This is a genomic window from Streptomyces marinisediminis (assembly GCF_026262575.1).
Classification (GTDB): domain Bacteria; phylum Actinomycetota; class Actinomycetes; order Streptomycetales; family Streptomycetaceae; genus Streptomyces; species Streptomyces marinisediminis.
On sequence record NZ_JAPKFL010000003.1, the window covers coordinates 250,556 to 264,960 of the forward strand.

General features: G+C 75.7%; 10 protein-coding genes and 1 pseudogene. 6 read left to right on the forward strand and 5 right to left on the reverse strand.

Features of this window, described 5'->3' with window-relative positions:
* Positions 1–42: 42 nt before the first annotated feature.
* Complete coding sequence (locus OSB71_RS04120; RefSeq protein WP_265944245.1) at positions 43–1,929, forward strand: NHL domain-containing thioredoxin family protein; 1,887 nt, start codon at positions 43–45, stop codon at positions 1,927–1,929.
* A gap of 227 nt (positions 1,930–2,156) precedes the next feature.
* Here OSB71_RS04120 and OSB71_RS04125 read toward each other — a convergent pair whose 3' ends face one another.
* Positions 2,157–2,591: a DUF2267 domain-containing protein gene (locus tag OSB71_RS04125; RefSeq protein WP_265944247.1), complete on the reverse strand. Its 435-nt coding sequence runs from the start codon at positions 2,589–2,591 to the stop codon at positions 2,157–2,159.
* Positions 2,592–2,997: 406 nt separating this feature from the next.
* Positions 2,998–3,429: an Hsp20/alpha crystallin family protein gene (locus OSB71_RS04130; RefSeq protein ID WP_265944249.1), complete on the reverse strand. Its 432-nt coding sequence runs from the start codon at positions 3,427–3,429 to the stop codon at positions 2,998–3,000.
* A 131-nt stretch (positions 3,430–3,560) separates the two neighbouring features.
* Here OSB71_RS04130 and OSB71_RS04135 point away from each other — a divergent pair, with 131 nt between their 5' ends.
* Both OSB71_RS04135 and OSB71_RS04140 read left to right on the forward strand, forming a co-directional pair.
* Positions 3,561–4,247 carry a type III effector protein gene (locus OSB71_RS04135; RefSeq protein ID WP_265944251.1) on the forward strand — a complete coding sequence of 229 codons (687 nt, stop codon included), beginning with the start codon at positions 3,561–3,563 and terminating at the stop codon, positions 4,245–4,247.
* Between the two features lie 350 nt (positions 4,248–4,597).
* A complete protein-coding gene (locus tag OSB71_RS04140; protein ID WP_265944253.1) occupies positions 4,598–7,027 on the forward strand; it encodes a SpoIIE family protein phosphatase in 2,430 nt (809 codons plus the stop codon).
* Positions 7,028–7,253: 226 nt separating this feature from the next.
* Here OSB71_RS04140 and OSB71_RS04145 read toward each other — a convergent pair whose 3' ends face one another.
* The 3 genes and pseudogenes from OSB71_RS04145 to OSB71_RS04155 form a co-directional block, all read right to left on the reverse strand.
* Positions 7,254–8,549, reverse strand: a complete 1,296-nt coding sequence (locus tag OSB71_RS04145; RefSeq protein ID WP_265944255.1) for a M18 family aminopeptidase — start codon at positions 8,547–8,549, stop codon at positions 7,254–7,256.
* A 107-nt stretch (positions 8,550–8,656) separates the two neighbouring features.
* Positions 8,657–9,019, reverse strand: a pseudogene (locus OSB71_RS04150) (VOC family protein); the annotation flags it as partial.
* 149 nt (positions 9,020–9,168) lie between these two features.
* On the reverse strand, positions 9,169–10,995 hold the full coding sequence (locus OSB71_RS04155; RefSeq protein WP_265944257.1) for an acyl-CoA dehydrogenase: 1,827 nt from the start codon (positions 10,993–10,995) through the stop codon (positions 9,169–9,171).
* Positions 10,996–11,192: 197 nt separating this feature from the next.
* Here OSB71_RS04155 and OSB71_RS04160 point away from each other — a divergent pair, with 197 nt between their 5' ends.
* The 3 genes from OSB71_RS04160 (at position 11,193) to OSB71_RS04170 (ending at position 14,186) form a co-directional block, all read left to right on the forward strand.
* Positions 11,193–11,684 carry an SseB family protein gene (locus OSB71_RS04160; RefSeq protein ID WP_265944259.1) on the forward strand — a complete coding sequence of 164 codons (492 nt, stop codon included), beginning with the start codon at positions 11,193–11,195 and terminating at the stop codon, positions 11,682–11,684.
* Positions 11,685–11,910: 226 nt separating this feature from the next.
* The gene (locus tag OSB71_RS04165) at positions 11,911–13,095 is read left to right on the forward strand and encodes a GDSL-type esterase/lipase family protein (protein ID WP_265944261.1); all 1,185 of its coding nucleotides are present in this window, start codon (positions 11,911–11,913) and stop codon (positions 13,093–13,095) included.
* Positions 13,096–13,217: 122 nt separating this feature from the next.
* The gene (locus OSB71_RS04170) at positions 13,218–14,186 is read left to right on the forward strand and encodes a pirin family protein (RefSeq protein WP_265944264.1); all 969 of its coding nucleotides are present in this window, start codon (positions 13,218–13,220) and stop codon (positions 14,184–14,186) included.
* Positions 14,187–14,405 lie beyond the last annotated feature (219 nt).

Consider the following 14,405-nt stretch of genomic DNA (forward strand, 5'->3'; position numbering starts at 1 on the left):
GTGCCGTGGGTCCCGGCCGACCGGGGATGGCACCCTGGGCGCATGAACGCTGCCTCTCCCGCCCCGCGCCGTCCCCGCGTCCGTGCTCCCGAGCTGATCGGCAAGGGTGGCTGGCTCAACACGGGTGGCAAGGACCTGACACTCGCGGAACTGCGCGGCAAGTGCGTCGTCGTCGACTTCTGGACGTTCTGCTGCGTCAACTGCCTGCACGTGCTCGACGAGCTGCGGGAGGTGGAGGAGCGGCACCGGGACAGCGTGGTCGTCGTCGGGGTGCACTCGCCGAAGTTCGCGCACGAGGCCGAGCACCAGGCCGTGGTGGACGCCGTGGAGCGGTACGCGGTGCACCACCCGGTGCTCGACGACCCGGAGCTGGCCACCTGGAAGCAGTACGCGGTGCGGGCGTGGCCGACGCTGGTGGTGATCGACCCGGAGGGGTACGTCGTCGCGCAGCACGCCGGGGAGGGGCACGCGCACGCCATCGAGACGCTGGTCACCGAGTTGGAGGCGGAGCACGCGGCGAAGGGCACGCTGCGGCGCGGTGACGGCCCGTACGTGCCCCCGGAGCCCGAGCCCACCGACCTGCGCTTCCCGGGCAAGGCGCTGGCGCTGCCGGGCGGGGGGTTCCTGGTCAGCGACTCCACGCGGCACGCGCTGGTGGAGCTCGCGGCGGACGGCGAGACCGTGCTGCGCCGGGTGGGCAGCGGGGAGCGCGGACTCGTCGACGGCCCGGCGGACACGGCGCGGTTCAGCGAGCCGCAGGGGCTGGCGGTGCTCCCCTCGGGCGAGGTCGTCGTCGCGGACACGGTGAACCACGCGCTGCGCGGCGTGGACCTGGCCACCGGCACCGTCCGCACCCTGGCGGGCACCGGCCGGCAGTGGTGGCAGGGCGGGCCGACGAGCGGCGCGGCGCGCGAGGTGGCGCTGTCGTCGCCGTGGGACGTGGCGTGGTTCGACGGGCGGCTGTGGATCGCCATGGCCGGCGTCCACCAGTTGTGGACGTACGACCCGGAGGCGGAGACGGTGGCGGTCGCCGCCGGCACGACGAACGAGGGCCTGGTGGACGGGCCCGCCGCCGAGGCGTGGTTCGCGCAGCCCTCGGGTCTCGCGGCCACCGGGGAGCGGCTGTGGGTCGCCGACGCCGAGACCTCCGCGCTGCGCTGGCTGGACCGGGACGGCACCGTGCACACCGCGGTCGGCACCGGCCTGTTCGACTTCGGGCACCGGGACGGCCCGGCGGAGCAGGCGCTGTTCCAGCACCCGCTGGGCGTCACCGCGCTGCCCGACGGCTCGGTGGCCGTCAGCGACACCTACAACCACGCGCTGCGCCGCTACGACCCGGCCACCGGCGAGGTGAGCACGCTGGCGACGGACCTGCGCGAGCCGTCCGGCGCCGTCCTCCCGCGCGCGGCGGCGGCCGCGGGCGCCGGTGCCGCTGACGCCCGCACCGGCGGCGGGGGCGCGGGCGGCGTGGAGATCGTCGTCGTGGAGTCGGCGCGGCACCGGCTGACGCGGCTGCGGTTGCCGCAGGAGGCGGTGGCGGTCGACGCCGTCGCGCACCGCACGCGGCGGGCGGCCGCCCCGGTGGCGTCCGGGGCGCTCACGGTGGACGTGGTGTTCACCCCGCCGGCCGGGCAGAAGCTCGACACCCGGTACGGTCCGGCCACCCGGCTGCTGGTCAGTGCCACGCCGCCGGAGCTGCTGGCCGACGGCGGCGGCGCGGGCACGGAGCTGCGCCGCGCGCTGCGGCTGAACCCGGAGGTCGCCGAGGGCGTGCTGCACGTGTCGGCGATGGCCGCCTCGTGCGACGACGACACCGCGGCGGAGTACCCGGCCTGCCACGTCCACCAGCAGGACTGGGGCGTCCCGGTGCGCCAGTCCCCGGACGGCGACGAGCGCCTGCCCCTCGTCCTGGCGGGGCTGGACGCCTAGGCGGCGGCGGGCTTCTCGAGGCCGCCCGGGTACGCGCCCGCGTCGATCCGCCGTGTGGAGAAGGCCAGGAAGCCCGGCATCCCCGGCGAGCATGGACGACGCGGACGGCAGGGGGCGCGGTGGGACGTGGGGGCCGGCGCCGTCCACCGCGCGGTGGCGGCCGCGTCCCCGCGCCGGGTCGGCCGAGGCGTCCCGGCGCGGGCGGTCGGGGACTTCGGGGCGGGCGGTCAGGCCGCCTGGGTCAGCTCCGCGCGGCCGAAGAGGATGGCGTAGCCGGAGGGGAGCTGGGCGAGAACGCGGTCGAGGAGGTCGTCACCGGCCAGGCGGGCGACGGCCGCGAGGACGGTGCCCGCGTCCCAGCGCGTGGTGGCCAGGGTGCCGCCGGTGCGGGTGGCGAGGTCCTTGACGAAGGCCCAGCCGGTCAGGGTGTCGGTGCCGGGCGCCTCGGCGGTGAGCACGCGGGCCGCCTCGGGGGGCAGGCACGCGGCGAGTTCGTCGCGCACCGCGCCGGTGAGCCGGCGGCCCAGCGCGGCCAGGACGGCCCGGGTCACGTCCTCGGCCCGCTGCCGGGTCGGGTAGGCGCCGTCGTACCGGACGCGCGCGAGGAGCTGCTCGTACGTCATGCCGGAAGCGGGGCGGAGGGCCTGGGGAGTGGCGGGCATCGGTGATCGTGGCCTTTCGGTTTCTGGAGCGGGTCGGTCGGGTCGGTCGGGGGGAAGGCGGGGTCGTACGGCGGTGGGCCGGGCGGCGACGGGGCGGTCGGGCGGCGGCGGGCGTGGCGCGGGCGCCCCGGCCGGAGCCCGTGCGGAGGCGGCGGGACCGGAGGGGGCGCGGCCCGCGGCCGACGGGGCCACCGGGGGTGCGGGCGGCCCGCTGAGCGCGGCGCTCCCGCCCGCGCACCGCGCAACCGCCCCGGTGGCGCCCGTGCGCCACGCCGCCGCCCGCCGGACCGCTCCCCGACGTGCGGTCCGGCGGGCGGCGCGGATTCGGCGTGCGGCGCTCCGGCGCCGGGGCCCGGGGCCCGGGGGCCGGTGCCCCGGCCGGTGCGTCCGCCGGGAGCTTCGCCGCTCAGCCGCCGATCTGCTTGCGCGGCGTGGTGCCGACGGGAATCCGGCGGGCTCTGGCGCGCTCGCTGATCGGGATGCGGACGGTCAGCACGCCGTTCTCGTAGTGGGCGTCGATGTGCTCGGTGTCCAGGGTGTCGGCCAGCATGACCTGGCGCGAGAACACCCCCAGCGGCCGCTCGGAGAGCTCCCTCTCCACGTGGTCGCCGTGGGCGGTGGGACGGCGCTCCGCCTTGACGGTGAGCATGTTCCGCTCCACGTCGAGGTCGATGGCGTCGGGGGCGACTCCGGGCAGGTCGACGGCGATGACGTACGTGTCGCCGTCCCGGTAGGCGTCCATCGGCATCGCGGACGGCTTCGTCCACGTTCCCGAGGGGCTGAGGAACTGCTGGGTGATCCGGTCCAGCTCGCGGAACGGGTCGGTGCGCATCAACATCACGAAACACCTCCAGCACAGGTCAGGTACTTGCTTGCCAATGCGCGGCACCTGCTTCTCTTGTAGCATGTCATCCGAACGATGACAACCTCGACCGTCATGCGAACGATGACCCCGGAGGGAGGTTCTCCGTGCCGACGGACGACCCGTCACCCGCCGCGCGCGAGGCCCGCGTCCCCGCGCCCGCCTTCTTCGCCGCCCTCGCGGCCCTGCGCACGATCCAGCAGGCCGTGCACGCCGGGCACCCCGACCGCATACCGCGGGAGGGGGCCCCGGACGCCGCGAGCGGCCCGCCCACCGCCGACCAGGCCCTGGCCGCCCTGCTGGCCCTGCGGGAAGTGCGCGAACAGCTCGCCTGCTGGGAACCGCCGCTGATCGAAGCGGCCCGGCAGGCGGGCGCGAGCTGGGCCGAGCTCGCCCCGCCGCTGGGCGTGGCCAGCCGCCAGGCCGCCGAACGCCGCTACCTGCGGGTGCGCCCCGGGGCGCCGGGCAGCACCGGCGAGCAGCGCGTCCAGGCCACCCGGGACCGCCGCGCCGCCGACCGCACCGTCACCACCTGGGCCCGGGGCAACGCCGCCGCGCTGCGGCAGCTCGCCGGGCAGATCACCGCGCTGACCGACCTGCCCGCCCGCGCCCGCACGCCGCTGGACGCCGCGCTCGCCGACGACGACGCGGCCGCCCTCATCACGCCGCTCGCCGACACCCGGTCCCACCTGGAGAGCCACCACCCCGACCTGGCGGCCCGCCTCGCCACCATCGCCCGGCACACCGAGCGGCTCCGGCAGGACAGCCGGGACCAGCGCGCGGGCCCCGCCTGAGGGTCCGCCGCACGCCGGTGGGGACGGCGGACGGGACGAGGGGCGCACCGCCGGCGCGCCCCTCGTCCCGTCCCCCTCCGGGCTCCCCCGTGTCCCCCGTTCCCGGGTGCCCGGCCCCCGTCGCCCCCGTTCTCCCCCGTTCTCCCCCGTGGGAGTAACTGTGCCCAGCGGTTTTCACAGGGGTGTCACGGCGGGGGCCCCGCCGCGTCACGGGCCCGCCGCCGCCGGGCGGGGACGCGGTGGGGGCGGGCCCGTGGCGCGGCGGGTGGCGCGGTGGCGCCGTGCGCGGGGGCGGGGCGTGCGGGAACATGGTGCAGGCGAAGCCGCGCCGCGAATGAGGTGTGTCGTCGATGTCCACTGGAGCCGAGCGTGCGTCACTGCGGCAGTTCGCCGTGCCCAACCTCGCGGCGGCCGTGCTCGACGACGCGGGCACGGTCGTCTCGTGGGCCGACACGGCGCAGCGCCTGCTGGGCTGGTCGGCCGGGGAGGTGTGCGGGCGGCCCGCGAGCGGGCTGCTGGCCGACCCCGGGCAGTGGGAGCGGCTGCGGCGCCAGTGCCGCGACGCGAGCTGGGAGGGCGACACCGGGCTGCGGCACGCCGACGGGCACGAGGTCTCGGCCGGCGTGGTGTCGATGCCGATCCGGACGGACGCCGACGGGCCCGCGCTGCACCTGGTGCTCGGCGCCGAGGTGGGCCTGCTGCGGCTGTGGCGGCAGAACCACTCGCTCGTGCAGGAGCTGTTCGCGCAGGACCGCATCGGGCTGACCGTCTTCGACACCGACCTGCGCATCGTCCGCACCAACACCCAGCTCTTCCCCTACACCGGTGTCCCGGCGGACCCGACGGGCCACCGGCTCGCGGACTTCCTCACGCCGCGGGACGCCCCGGTCGTCGAGGGCCTGCTGGGCAAGGTCCTGCGCACCGGGGGGCCGGAGGTCGGCGTCACCATGCGGCTGCGGACGCGGGACGATCCGCGCGCGGGGCGGCTGCTGTCCATGTCGGCGTTCCGGCTGCACAGCCCGGCGGGGACGCCGATGGGCGCGGCGGCGGCGTTCACGGACGTCACCGAGCACGAGGCGGCCGGGGAGCGGCTCCAGCTCCTGCACCGGGCCACGGCGGTGCTGGGCGCCTCGCTGTCCATCACGCAGACGAGTGAGGATCTGGCCGGGGTGCTGGTGCCGGCGCTGGCGGACTGCGTGCTGGTCGGGCTGGCGGAACCGGTGCTGGTGGGCGACGAGCCGGCGCCGGACGGCAACGGGCGGGTCGTCCTCGCTCGCACCGCCGTCGTCGGCGCCGACGCGCGGGCCCTGCCGGAGTCGGCCAGCGTCACCGTGCCGCCGCCCCCCGGGCGCGGCGGGCGCGGCGGCGTCGTCCTCACCGACCTCGCCCGCCCCGGGGCCGCGGGCCGGGAGCCCGGGGGGCACAGGCCCGGGCACCACTGGGTGCCGCCCCTGCCCGGCGCGCACTGCGCGCTGAGCGCTCCGCTGCGCGCCCGCTCCGCCTACCTGGGCACGGTGACGCTCTGGCGCACCCACAGCGCGGTGCCGTACGACGAGGAGGACCTCGCGCTGCTGGAGGAGATCGCCGCCCGCGCGGCGCTCGCCGTGGACAACGCGCGCCGCTACACCCGCGAGCACCGGGCCGCCGTCAGCCTCCAGCGCAGCCTGCTGCCGCCCGCGACGGCGGAGAACGCCGCGGTGGAGACCGCCAGCGTCTACCTTCCGGCCGACATCGGCGGCGGGGTCAGCGGCGACTGGTTCGACGTCATCCCGCTCTCCTCCGCTCGCGTGGGCCTCGTCGTCGGCGACGTCGTCGGGCACGGCCTCCAGGCCACCGTCACCATGGGGCGCCTGCGCACCGCCGTGCGCACCCTGGCCGACCTCGACCTGGACCCGGAGGAGCTGCTCTCCCACCTGGACGACCTGGTCACCCAGCTCGACGTCGCCACCAGTGAGGAGGCCCGGCACGCGGACCGCGAGTCGCTGGGCGCGACCTGCCTGTACGCCGTCTACGACCCGGTGGCGCGCAAGTGCGTGTTCTCCAGCGCCGGCCACCCGCCGCCCGTCCTGCTCGCGCCCGACGGCACGGCGGAGTTCGTCGAGGTGCACCCGGGGCCGCCGCTGGGGGTGAGCGCGCTGCCGTTCGAGCCGGTGGAACTGGCCATCCCGCCCGGCAGCGTCCTCGCCTTCTACACCGACGGGCTGGTGGAGCTGGGGCGGGGCGACATCGAGACGGGCATGTCCGAGCTGCGCGGCAGGCTGCGCCGCTCGGACGCCGTGGCCCGGCCGCTGGCCGACACGGCCGAGGCGGTCGTCGCCGCGCTGCCGCGGGAACCGCTCTCCGACGACGTGACGCTGCTGCTGGCCCGCACCCGCGCCGTCCCTCCGCACGACACCGTGCGGTGGGCCCTGGAGGGCGAGCCCGCCGCCGTCCCGCGCGCCCGGGAGCTGGCGCTGGGGCAGCTCGCGGCCTGGGACCTGGACGCGCTGGCCTTCACCACCGAACTGGTCACCAGCGAGCTGGTGACCAACGCCGTGCGCTACGGCGGCGGCGGGGCGATCGAACTGCGGCTCACCCGCGCCGACACGCTCATCTGCGAGGTGTCCGACCTCAGCAGCACCCAGCCCCGGATGCGCCGCGCGCGCCTGACCGACGAGGGCGGGCGCGGCCTGTACCTCGTCGCGCAGCTCACCCACCGCTGGGGCAGCCGCTACACCCGGCGCGGGAAGACGATCTGGACGGAGCAGGTGCTCACGCCGCCGGGCGGGCCGGCCCCGTGACGCGGCGGCCTCGGCCGCGCCCGCCGGGCCGCGCCCGCCGGGCCGCGCCCGTTCGGGCGCGACCCCGTTCTCCCCCGTTCCCCCGTTTGCCCGGTTTCCCCGGGCCCCCGTCTCCCCGTGGCCACCACGGTGGCCCGCGCGTTTCACGAAGGTGTCATGATCACGGCTCGGACGCGTCACGGTTCACGGCGTCTGCCGCCGCGCCGCGGTGACCGCCGCGGTCGCCTCACGCCGTCAGGAACGCCGTCAGCGCGCCGGCCAGGTGGTGCGGGTCGTCGGCGCCGGCCAGCTCGCGCGCGGAGTGCATGGACAGCAGCGCGACGCCGATGTCCACGGTCGCGATGCCGTGCCGGGCCGCCGTGATCGGGCCGATCGTCGTCCCGCAGGGCACGGCGTTGTTGGACACGAACGTCTGCCACGGCACGCCCGCGCGCTCGCAGGCGGCGGTGAAGACGGCGCGCCCGGTGCCGTCGGTGGCGTACCGCTGGTTGACGTTGACCTTGAGGATCGGCCCGCCGTTGGGCAGCGGGTGGTGCGTCGGGTCGTGCCGCTCGGCGTAGTTGGGGTGCACGGCGTGTCCGGTGTCCGAGGACAGGCACACGGTGGCCGCGTAGGCGCGCGCCCGGTCCTCGTAGCCGCCGCCGCGGGCGAAGACGGAACGTTCCAGCACGTTGCCCAGCAGCGGGCCGTCCGCGCCGGTGTCGGACTGGCTGCCGTTCTCCTCGTGGTCGAACGCCGCCAGCACCGGGACGTGGGACAGCGCGCGGCCCGCCTCGGCGGCGTGCACCAGGGCCGCCGTGCCCGCGTGCAGCGACAGCAGGTTGTCCATGCGCGGCCCGGCGATCAGCTCCCGGTCCCGGCCCAGGTAGGCGGGCGGCTCGACGGCGTGCAGCATCAGGTCCCAGCCGACGATGTCGGACGCGGGCAGGCCGCTCTCCTCGGCCACGAAGGCCAGCAGGTCGCCCTCGCGGCCGTCGCCCAGCCCCCACACGGGCGTCATGTGCCGCTGCCGGTCCAGTTTCAGCCCGTCGTTGACGGCGCGGTCCAGGTGGATGGCGAGCTGCGGCACGCGCAGCAGCGGCCGGTCGGCGTTGACCAGCCGGGTGCCGCCGTCGCGCAGGGCGAGCCGCCCGGCCAGGCCCAGGTCCCGGTCGAGCCAGGTGTTGAGCAGGGTGCCGCCGTAGATCTCGACGGCGAGCTGCCGCCAGCCGTGCGCCCCGGTGTCCGGCCGCGGCTTGACGCGCAGGTTCGGCGAGTCGGTGTGCGCCCCGACGACGCGGAAGGGCGTGGCCGGGGCGGCGCCCTCGGGCACGTACCAGGCGACGATCGCGCCGCCGCGCAGCACGTACCGGCCGCCGGGCGCCCCGTCCCACTCCTCGGTTTCCGACACCGCGCGGAAGCCGGCCTTCTCCAGCCGCTCGGCCGCGTTCGCCACCGCGTGGTAGGGCGTCGGCGAGGCACCGAGGAAGGTGAGCAGGTCGTCGGTGTGCCGACGGTCGAACGGGGTGGTGGAAGCACACATGCCGCCCAGCATACGGACAGCCCCGCACCCGGTCGGCGCGGCTTTGGGCGGGGCCGGGGCGGGCGCCGGCCGGGCCGGGCGGTGCGCGGCGGGCGTCAGCCGTCCGCGTCCAGCGCTCCGCGTTCGACGCAGAACTCGTTGCCCTCCGGGTCCGCCATGGTCACCCAGCCCCGGTTCCGCGGGCCGCGGTGGTCGGCCAGGACGGTGGCGCCCAGGGTGCGCAGCCGCTCGACCTCCTCGTCGCGGGTGCGGTCCCGCGGACGCAGGTCGAGGTGGACGCGGTTCTTCACGGTCTTGGCGTTGGGCACGGTGACGAAGAGCAGCGTCACCCCGTCCGCCCTGACGAGCGCCTCGGGGTCGCCGGGGTAGTCGTCGTCCGCCAGGGAGGCGCCCAGGGCGTCGGCCCAGAAGGCGCCGAGCGTGTAGGCGTCGGCGCAGTCGATCGTCACGTGGCGTATCGCGGAAGTCATGGCCGCCACTATGCGTGACCGGCCCGGCGGGTGTCGAAGGGATTGCGGCGCGGGGCCCGCCCGCCTCGACGGCACGGGCCCGCCCCCCTCGACGGCGAGGGCCCGCTCCCCCCGACCGGGAGCGGGCCCTCGTCACGCGGCGGACGGGCTCAGAACGCGGCCTCGTCCAGCTCCATCAGCGACAGGTCGACGGCCTCGGCCATCTCGCGCTGGACCCCGACACCGGGCAGGACGTTGGCGGCGAAGAACTTCGCCGCGGCGATCTTGCCGGTGTAGAACGCCTTGTCCTTGGCGGCGGCCGTCGGCAGCTTCCCGGCGGCCACGGCGGCGCCGCGCAGCAGCAGGTAGCCGATGACCACGTCGCCGGAGGCGAGCAGGAAGCGGGTGGTGTTCAGGCCGACCTTGTAGAGCGACTTCACGTCCTGCTCGGTGGCGGCCAGGTCGGTCAGCATGGTGCCGACCATGGCCTCCAGGTCGCCGGCCGCCTTGGCCAAGTGCTCGCGGGCCCCGGCCAGGTCCTCGCCGCCGGCCGCGTCGGCCAGGAACTTCTTGATGTCCTCGGACAGCGTGGTCAGCGCCTGGCCCTGGTCGCGGACGATCTTGCGGAAGAAGTAGTCCTGGCCCTGGATCGCGGTGGTGCCCTCGTAGAGCGTGTCGATCTTGGCGTCGCGGATGTACTGCTCGATCGGGTACTCCTGCAGGTAGCCGGAGCCGCCGAAGGTCTGCAGGGACTGCGCGAGCTGCTCGTAGGACTTCTCCGAGCCGTAGCCCTTGACGATCGGCAGGAGCAGGTCGTTCAGCCGGTGCGCGGCGGAGGCGTCCTCGCCGGCGGCCTCCTTGAGCAGAATGTCGTCCTGGACGGAGGCGGTGTAGAGCACCAGGGCGCGCATGCCCTCGGCGTACGCCTTCTGCGTCATCAGCGAGCGGCGCACGTCCGGGTGGTGGGTGATGGTGACGCGCGGCGCGGTCTTGTCGGTGAACTGGGTGAGGTCGGCGCCCTGCACCCGCTCCCGGGCGTACTCCAGCGCGTTGAGGTAGCCGGTGGAGAGGGTGGCGATGGCCTTCGTGCCGACCATCATCCGGGCGAACTCGATGATCTTGAACATCTGGCGGATGCCGTCGTGCTTCTCGCCCAGCAGCCAGCCCTTGGCCGGGTGCTTGTCGCCGAAGGTCATCTCGCAGGTGTTGGAGGCCTTCAGGCCCATCTTGTGCTCGACGTTGGTGGCGTAGGCGCCGTTGCGCTCGCCCAGCTCGCCGGTCTCCCAGTCGAAGTCGTACTTCGGCACGATGAACAGGGACAGGCCCTTCGTGCCGGGGCCCGCGCCCTCGGGGCGGGCGAGCACGAAGTGGACGATGTTCTCGGACATGTCGTGCTCACCGGAGGTGATGAAGCGCTTCACGCCCTCGATGTGCCAGCTACCGTCGGCCTGCTGGGTGGCCTTGGTGCGGCCCGCGCCGACGTCCGAGCCCGCGTCCGGCTCGGTCAGCACCATCGTGGAGCCCCACTGGCGGTCCACCATGCGCTGCGCGATCTTGTGCTGCTCCTCGGTGCCCTCTTCGTACAGGACGCCGGCGAAGGCCGGTCCCGAGGCGTACATCCACACCGCCGGGTTGGCGCCCAGGATCGTCTCGGCGAAGGCCCACAGCAGCGAGCGCGGGGCGGTGGTGCCGCCGATCTCCTCCGGGATGCCCAGGCGCCACCACTCGGCGTCCATGTAGGCCTGGTAGCTCTTCTTGAACGACGCGGGGACGGGCGCGGTGTTCGTCTCCGGGTCGAAGACCGGCGGGTTGCGGTCGGCGTCCTCGAAGGAGGCGGCCAGCTCGTTCTCGGACAGCCGGGCGATCTCGGAGAGCACGCTCTTGGCGGTCTCCACGTCCATCTCGGCGAACGGCCCGTTGCCGTACACCGAGTCGCGGCCGAGCACCTCGAAGAGGTTGAACTCGATGTCGCGCAGGTTCGACTTGTAGTGGCCCATGGGCGCAGGCTCCGTAGGGACGGGGAGGCGGGCCTCCAGTGCGTACCAGTTAGTAGCCCCCATCATGCTACCGGCGGGTAATAACGGCAAGCCCAGTGCGCCCGGATGTGACCGGCCTGGCAGGAAATCGCCCCGGAAGCGCCCCCCGGCACCCGTCGCGGCCCGCGCGCCGGGTCGCACTCAGTACCCTCTAGTGCGTGTACGGATACGAGCAGCACGCCTCCGCGGGGCACCAGCAGTACGGGGCCCCGCCGCCCGGGTACGGGCAGCCCCCGCCCGGGGCTCCGCCGCACGGGGCGCAGCCGCCCCAGGCGCACTACCCCGAGCCGTCGCCGCCCTCGCTCGCCGACGCCGTGCGCGGCTTCGCCACCGGTGCGCTCTCGCCGGAGGACTTCCAGGGCATCTTCCACAACGCGCGCGTCTACTGCCCCCGCGGCGAGACGCCCGGCTTCCTGGCGCTGCACAACACCCAGCAGCCGGTGATCCCGATGTTCACCTCGCTGAAGGAGCTGCGCGCCTACGCGGGCAAGGAGTCCCGGTACTTCGTCATCACCGGGGCCGAGGTGCTGGACCTGCTGCCGACGGGGTACGGGTTCGTGCTCGACATGGAGGGCGACCACCGGGTCGTCTTCGACGCGAAGGCGGTCGAGGAGATGGTCGACTTCGCGATGCACCGCATGTACGGATAGCCCGCCCCGCGCCACCCCGCCGCGGCGCCACCCGGCCGCGGCGCCACCCGGCCGCGGCGCCACCCACGGCGGGGCCGCGCCGCCCGGGCCCCGGCCCCGCCCCGCGTCCCGCCGGGCCGCGCCCGCGCCGCGCCCGGGCCGGGACTCCGTGCGCCGGTCGCCCGCGCCAGCCCGCCCGGAGCCCCGCCCGCCCGCATCCCACCCGCACACCAAAGAGGCCCGAGGCATGCACACCGAGCAGGACTGGATCACCACCCCCGTCACCGCGCGGCTCCTGCGCGGGGCGCTCGACGTCGAGCACACCGAGCGCGGCGTGCTGCCCCACCGGCTGCCGGCGTGGGCGCGGGCGCAGTGCGGTGACGGGCAGCTCGCGATGGCGGAGTCCCAGCCCTCCGGGGTCCGGCTGGCCTTCCGCACCCGGGCCACCGCCGTGGAGCTGGACGTCCTGGCCACCAAGCGGGTCTACCCGGGCCTGCCGCCGCGGCCCGACGGCACCTACGAGCTGCTGGTGGACGGGCGGCTGACGGAGCGGGCCCAGGTGACCGAGGGCGACGTGCTGACCCTCGACCTGGCCTCCGGGTCCGCGCGCACCCGCCCCGGGCCCGTGCGGACCCTGCGGTTCACCGGCCTGGCCGACGCGGAGAAGGACGTCGAGATCTGGCTGCCGCACGACGAGACCACCCGGCTCGTCGCCCTGCGCACCGACGCGCCCGTCGAGCCCGCGCCGCGCGGCGACCGCCCGGTGTGGCTGCACCACGGCAGTTCCATCAGCCACGGTTCCAACGCCACGTACCCGACCGCCACCTGGCCCGCGGTGGCCGCGCGGCGCGGCGGGGCAGAGCTGGTGAACCTCGGGTTCGGCGGCGGCGCGCTGCTCGACCCCTTCACCGCGCGGGCGATGCGGGACACCCCGGCGGACCTGATCAGCGTCAAGCTCGGCATCAACGTCGTCAACACCGACCTGATGCGGCTGCGCGCCTTCGGCCCCGCCGTCCACGGCTTCCTCGACACCCTCCGCGAGGGGCACCCCACGGCCCCGCTGCTGGTCGTCACGCCGCTCTACTGCCCCGTGCACGAGGACACCCCGGGGCCGGGCGCGCCGGACGCCGCGGCGCTCGCCGAGGGGCGGCTGCGGTTCGTGGCCACGGGCGACCCCGCCGAGACCGCCGCCGGGAAGCTGACCCTGACCGTCATCCGGGACGAGCTGGCCCGCGTCGTCCGGCAGCGCGCCGCCGACGACCCGCACCTGCACCTGCTCGACGGCCTCGACCTGTACGGCGCGGCGGACCACGCCGAGCTGCCGCTGCCCGACGGGCTGCACCCGGACGCCGCCACCCAGCGCCGCATCGGCGAACGCTTCGCGGCGCTGGCCTTCGCCGCCGACGGCCCGTTCGCCACCGGACGCGGCTGACCGCACCGGCGCCGTCGGCCGCGCCCCGCCGCGGGGTGGGCCGCCCCGGGACGGGGAATGCGCACGGCTTGGCAGAGGTTCAACTTTCAACTAGATTGGACGCCGGTTCGAAGGAGGCCGTCATGCCCGCGATCACCGTGGAGAACCCGCTCACCCTGCCCCGTGTCGCCGCCCCCGAGGGGCAGCCGCGCGGCGTGCTCGCCGTCACCACCGCGCCCAGCGGCTTCGAGGGCGAGGGCTTCCCCGTCCGCCGCGCGTTCGCCGGGATCACGTACGCGTACCTGGACCCGTTCATCATGATGGACCAGATGGGCGAGGTGGAGTACCAGCCCGGGGAGCCGAAGGGGACCCCGTGGCACCCGCACCGGGGCTTCGAGACCGTCACCTACATCATCGACGGGATCTTCGACCACCAGGACAGCCAGGGCGGCGGCGGCACCATCACCAACGGCGACACCCAGTGGATGACCGCCGGGTCGGGCCTGCTGCACATCGAGGCGCCGCCGGAGCACCTCGTCGTGTCGGGCGGCCTCTTCCACGGGCTCCAGCTCTGGGTGAACCTGCCGGCCAGGGACAAGATGATGGCGCCGCGCTACCAGGACATCCGCGGCGGCAGCGTCCAGTTGCTCACCTCGCCCGACGGCGGCGCGCTGATGCGCGTCATCGCCGGTGAACTGGACGGCCACCAGGGCCCCGGCGTCACCCACACGCCGATCACCATGATCCACGCCACGCTGGCGCCGGGCGCGGAGGTCACGTTGCCGTGGCGCGAGGACTTCAACGGCCTCGCGTACGTCCTCGCGGGCCGCGGGACGGTCGGCGCCGAGCGCCGGCCGATCCACCTCGGCCAGACCGCCGTCTTCGGCGACGGTTCCTCGCTGACCGTCCGCGCGGACGAGAAGCAGGACGCCCACACGCCGGACATGGAGGTCGTCCTCCTCGGCGGACAGCCCATCCGTGAGCCGATGGCGCACTACGGCCCGTTCGTCATGAACTCCCGGGAAGAGCTCCAGCAGGCGTTCGACGACTTCCAGAAGGGGCGCCTGGGGACGGTTCCGGCCGTGCACGGGATGTCCGAGGGCGGACTGTAGGGCGACCCGGAGCCGCGCGCGGGGCGAGCCGGACCGGGGCGGGCCGGGGCGAGCCGCCTCCTGGCCCGCCGCGACGAGCCGCCCCGGCCCGGGCGGCCCCGCCCGGCCGCCCCCGCCCGGGCCGACACCGCCCGCGCCAAGGGGCTCGACGTCCACAGCGACCCGGGGAGCCCCCCCGCCAGGCCGCGCCGTGCCGCGCGGGCGGGCCGGGCCGAGCCG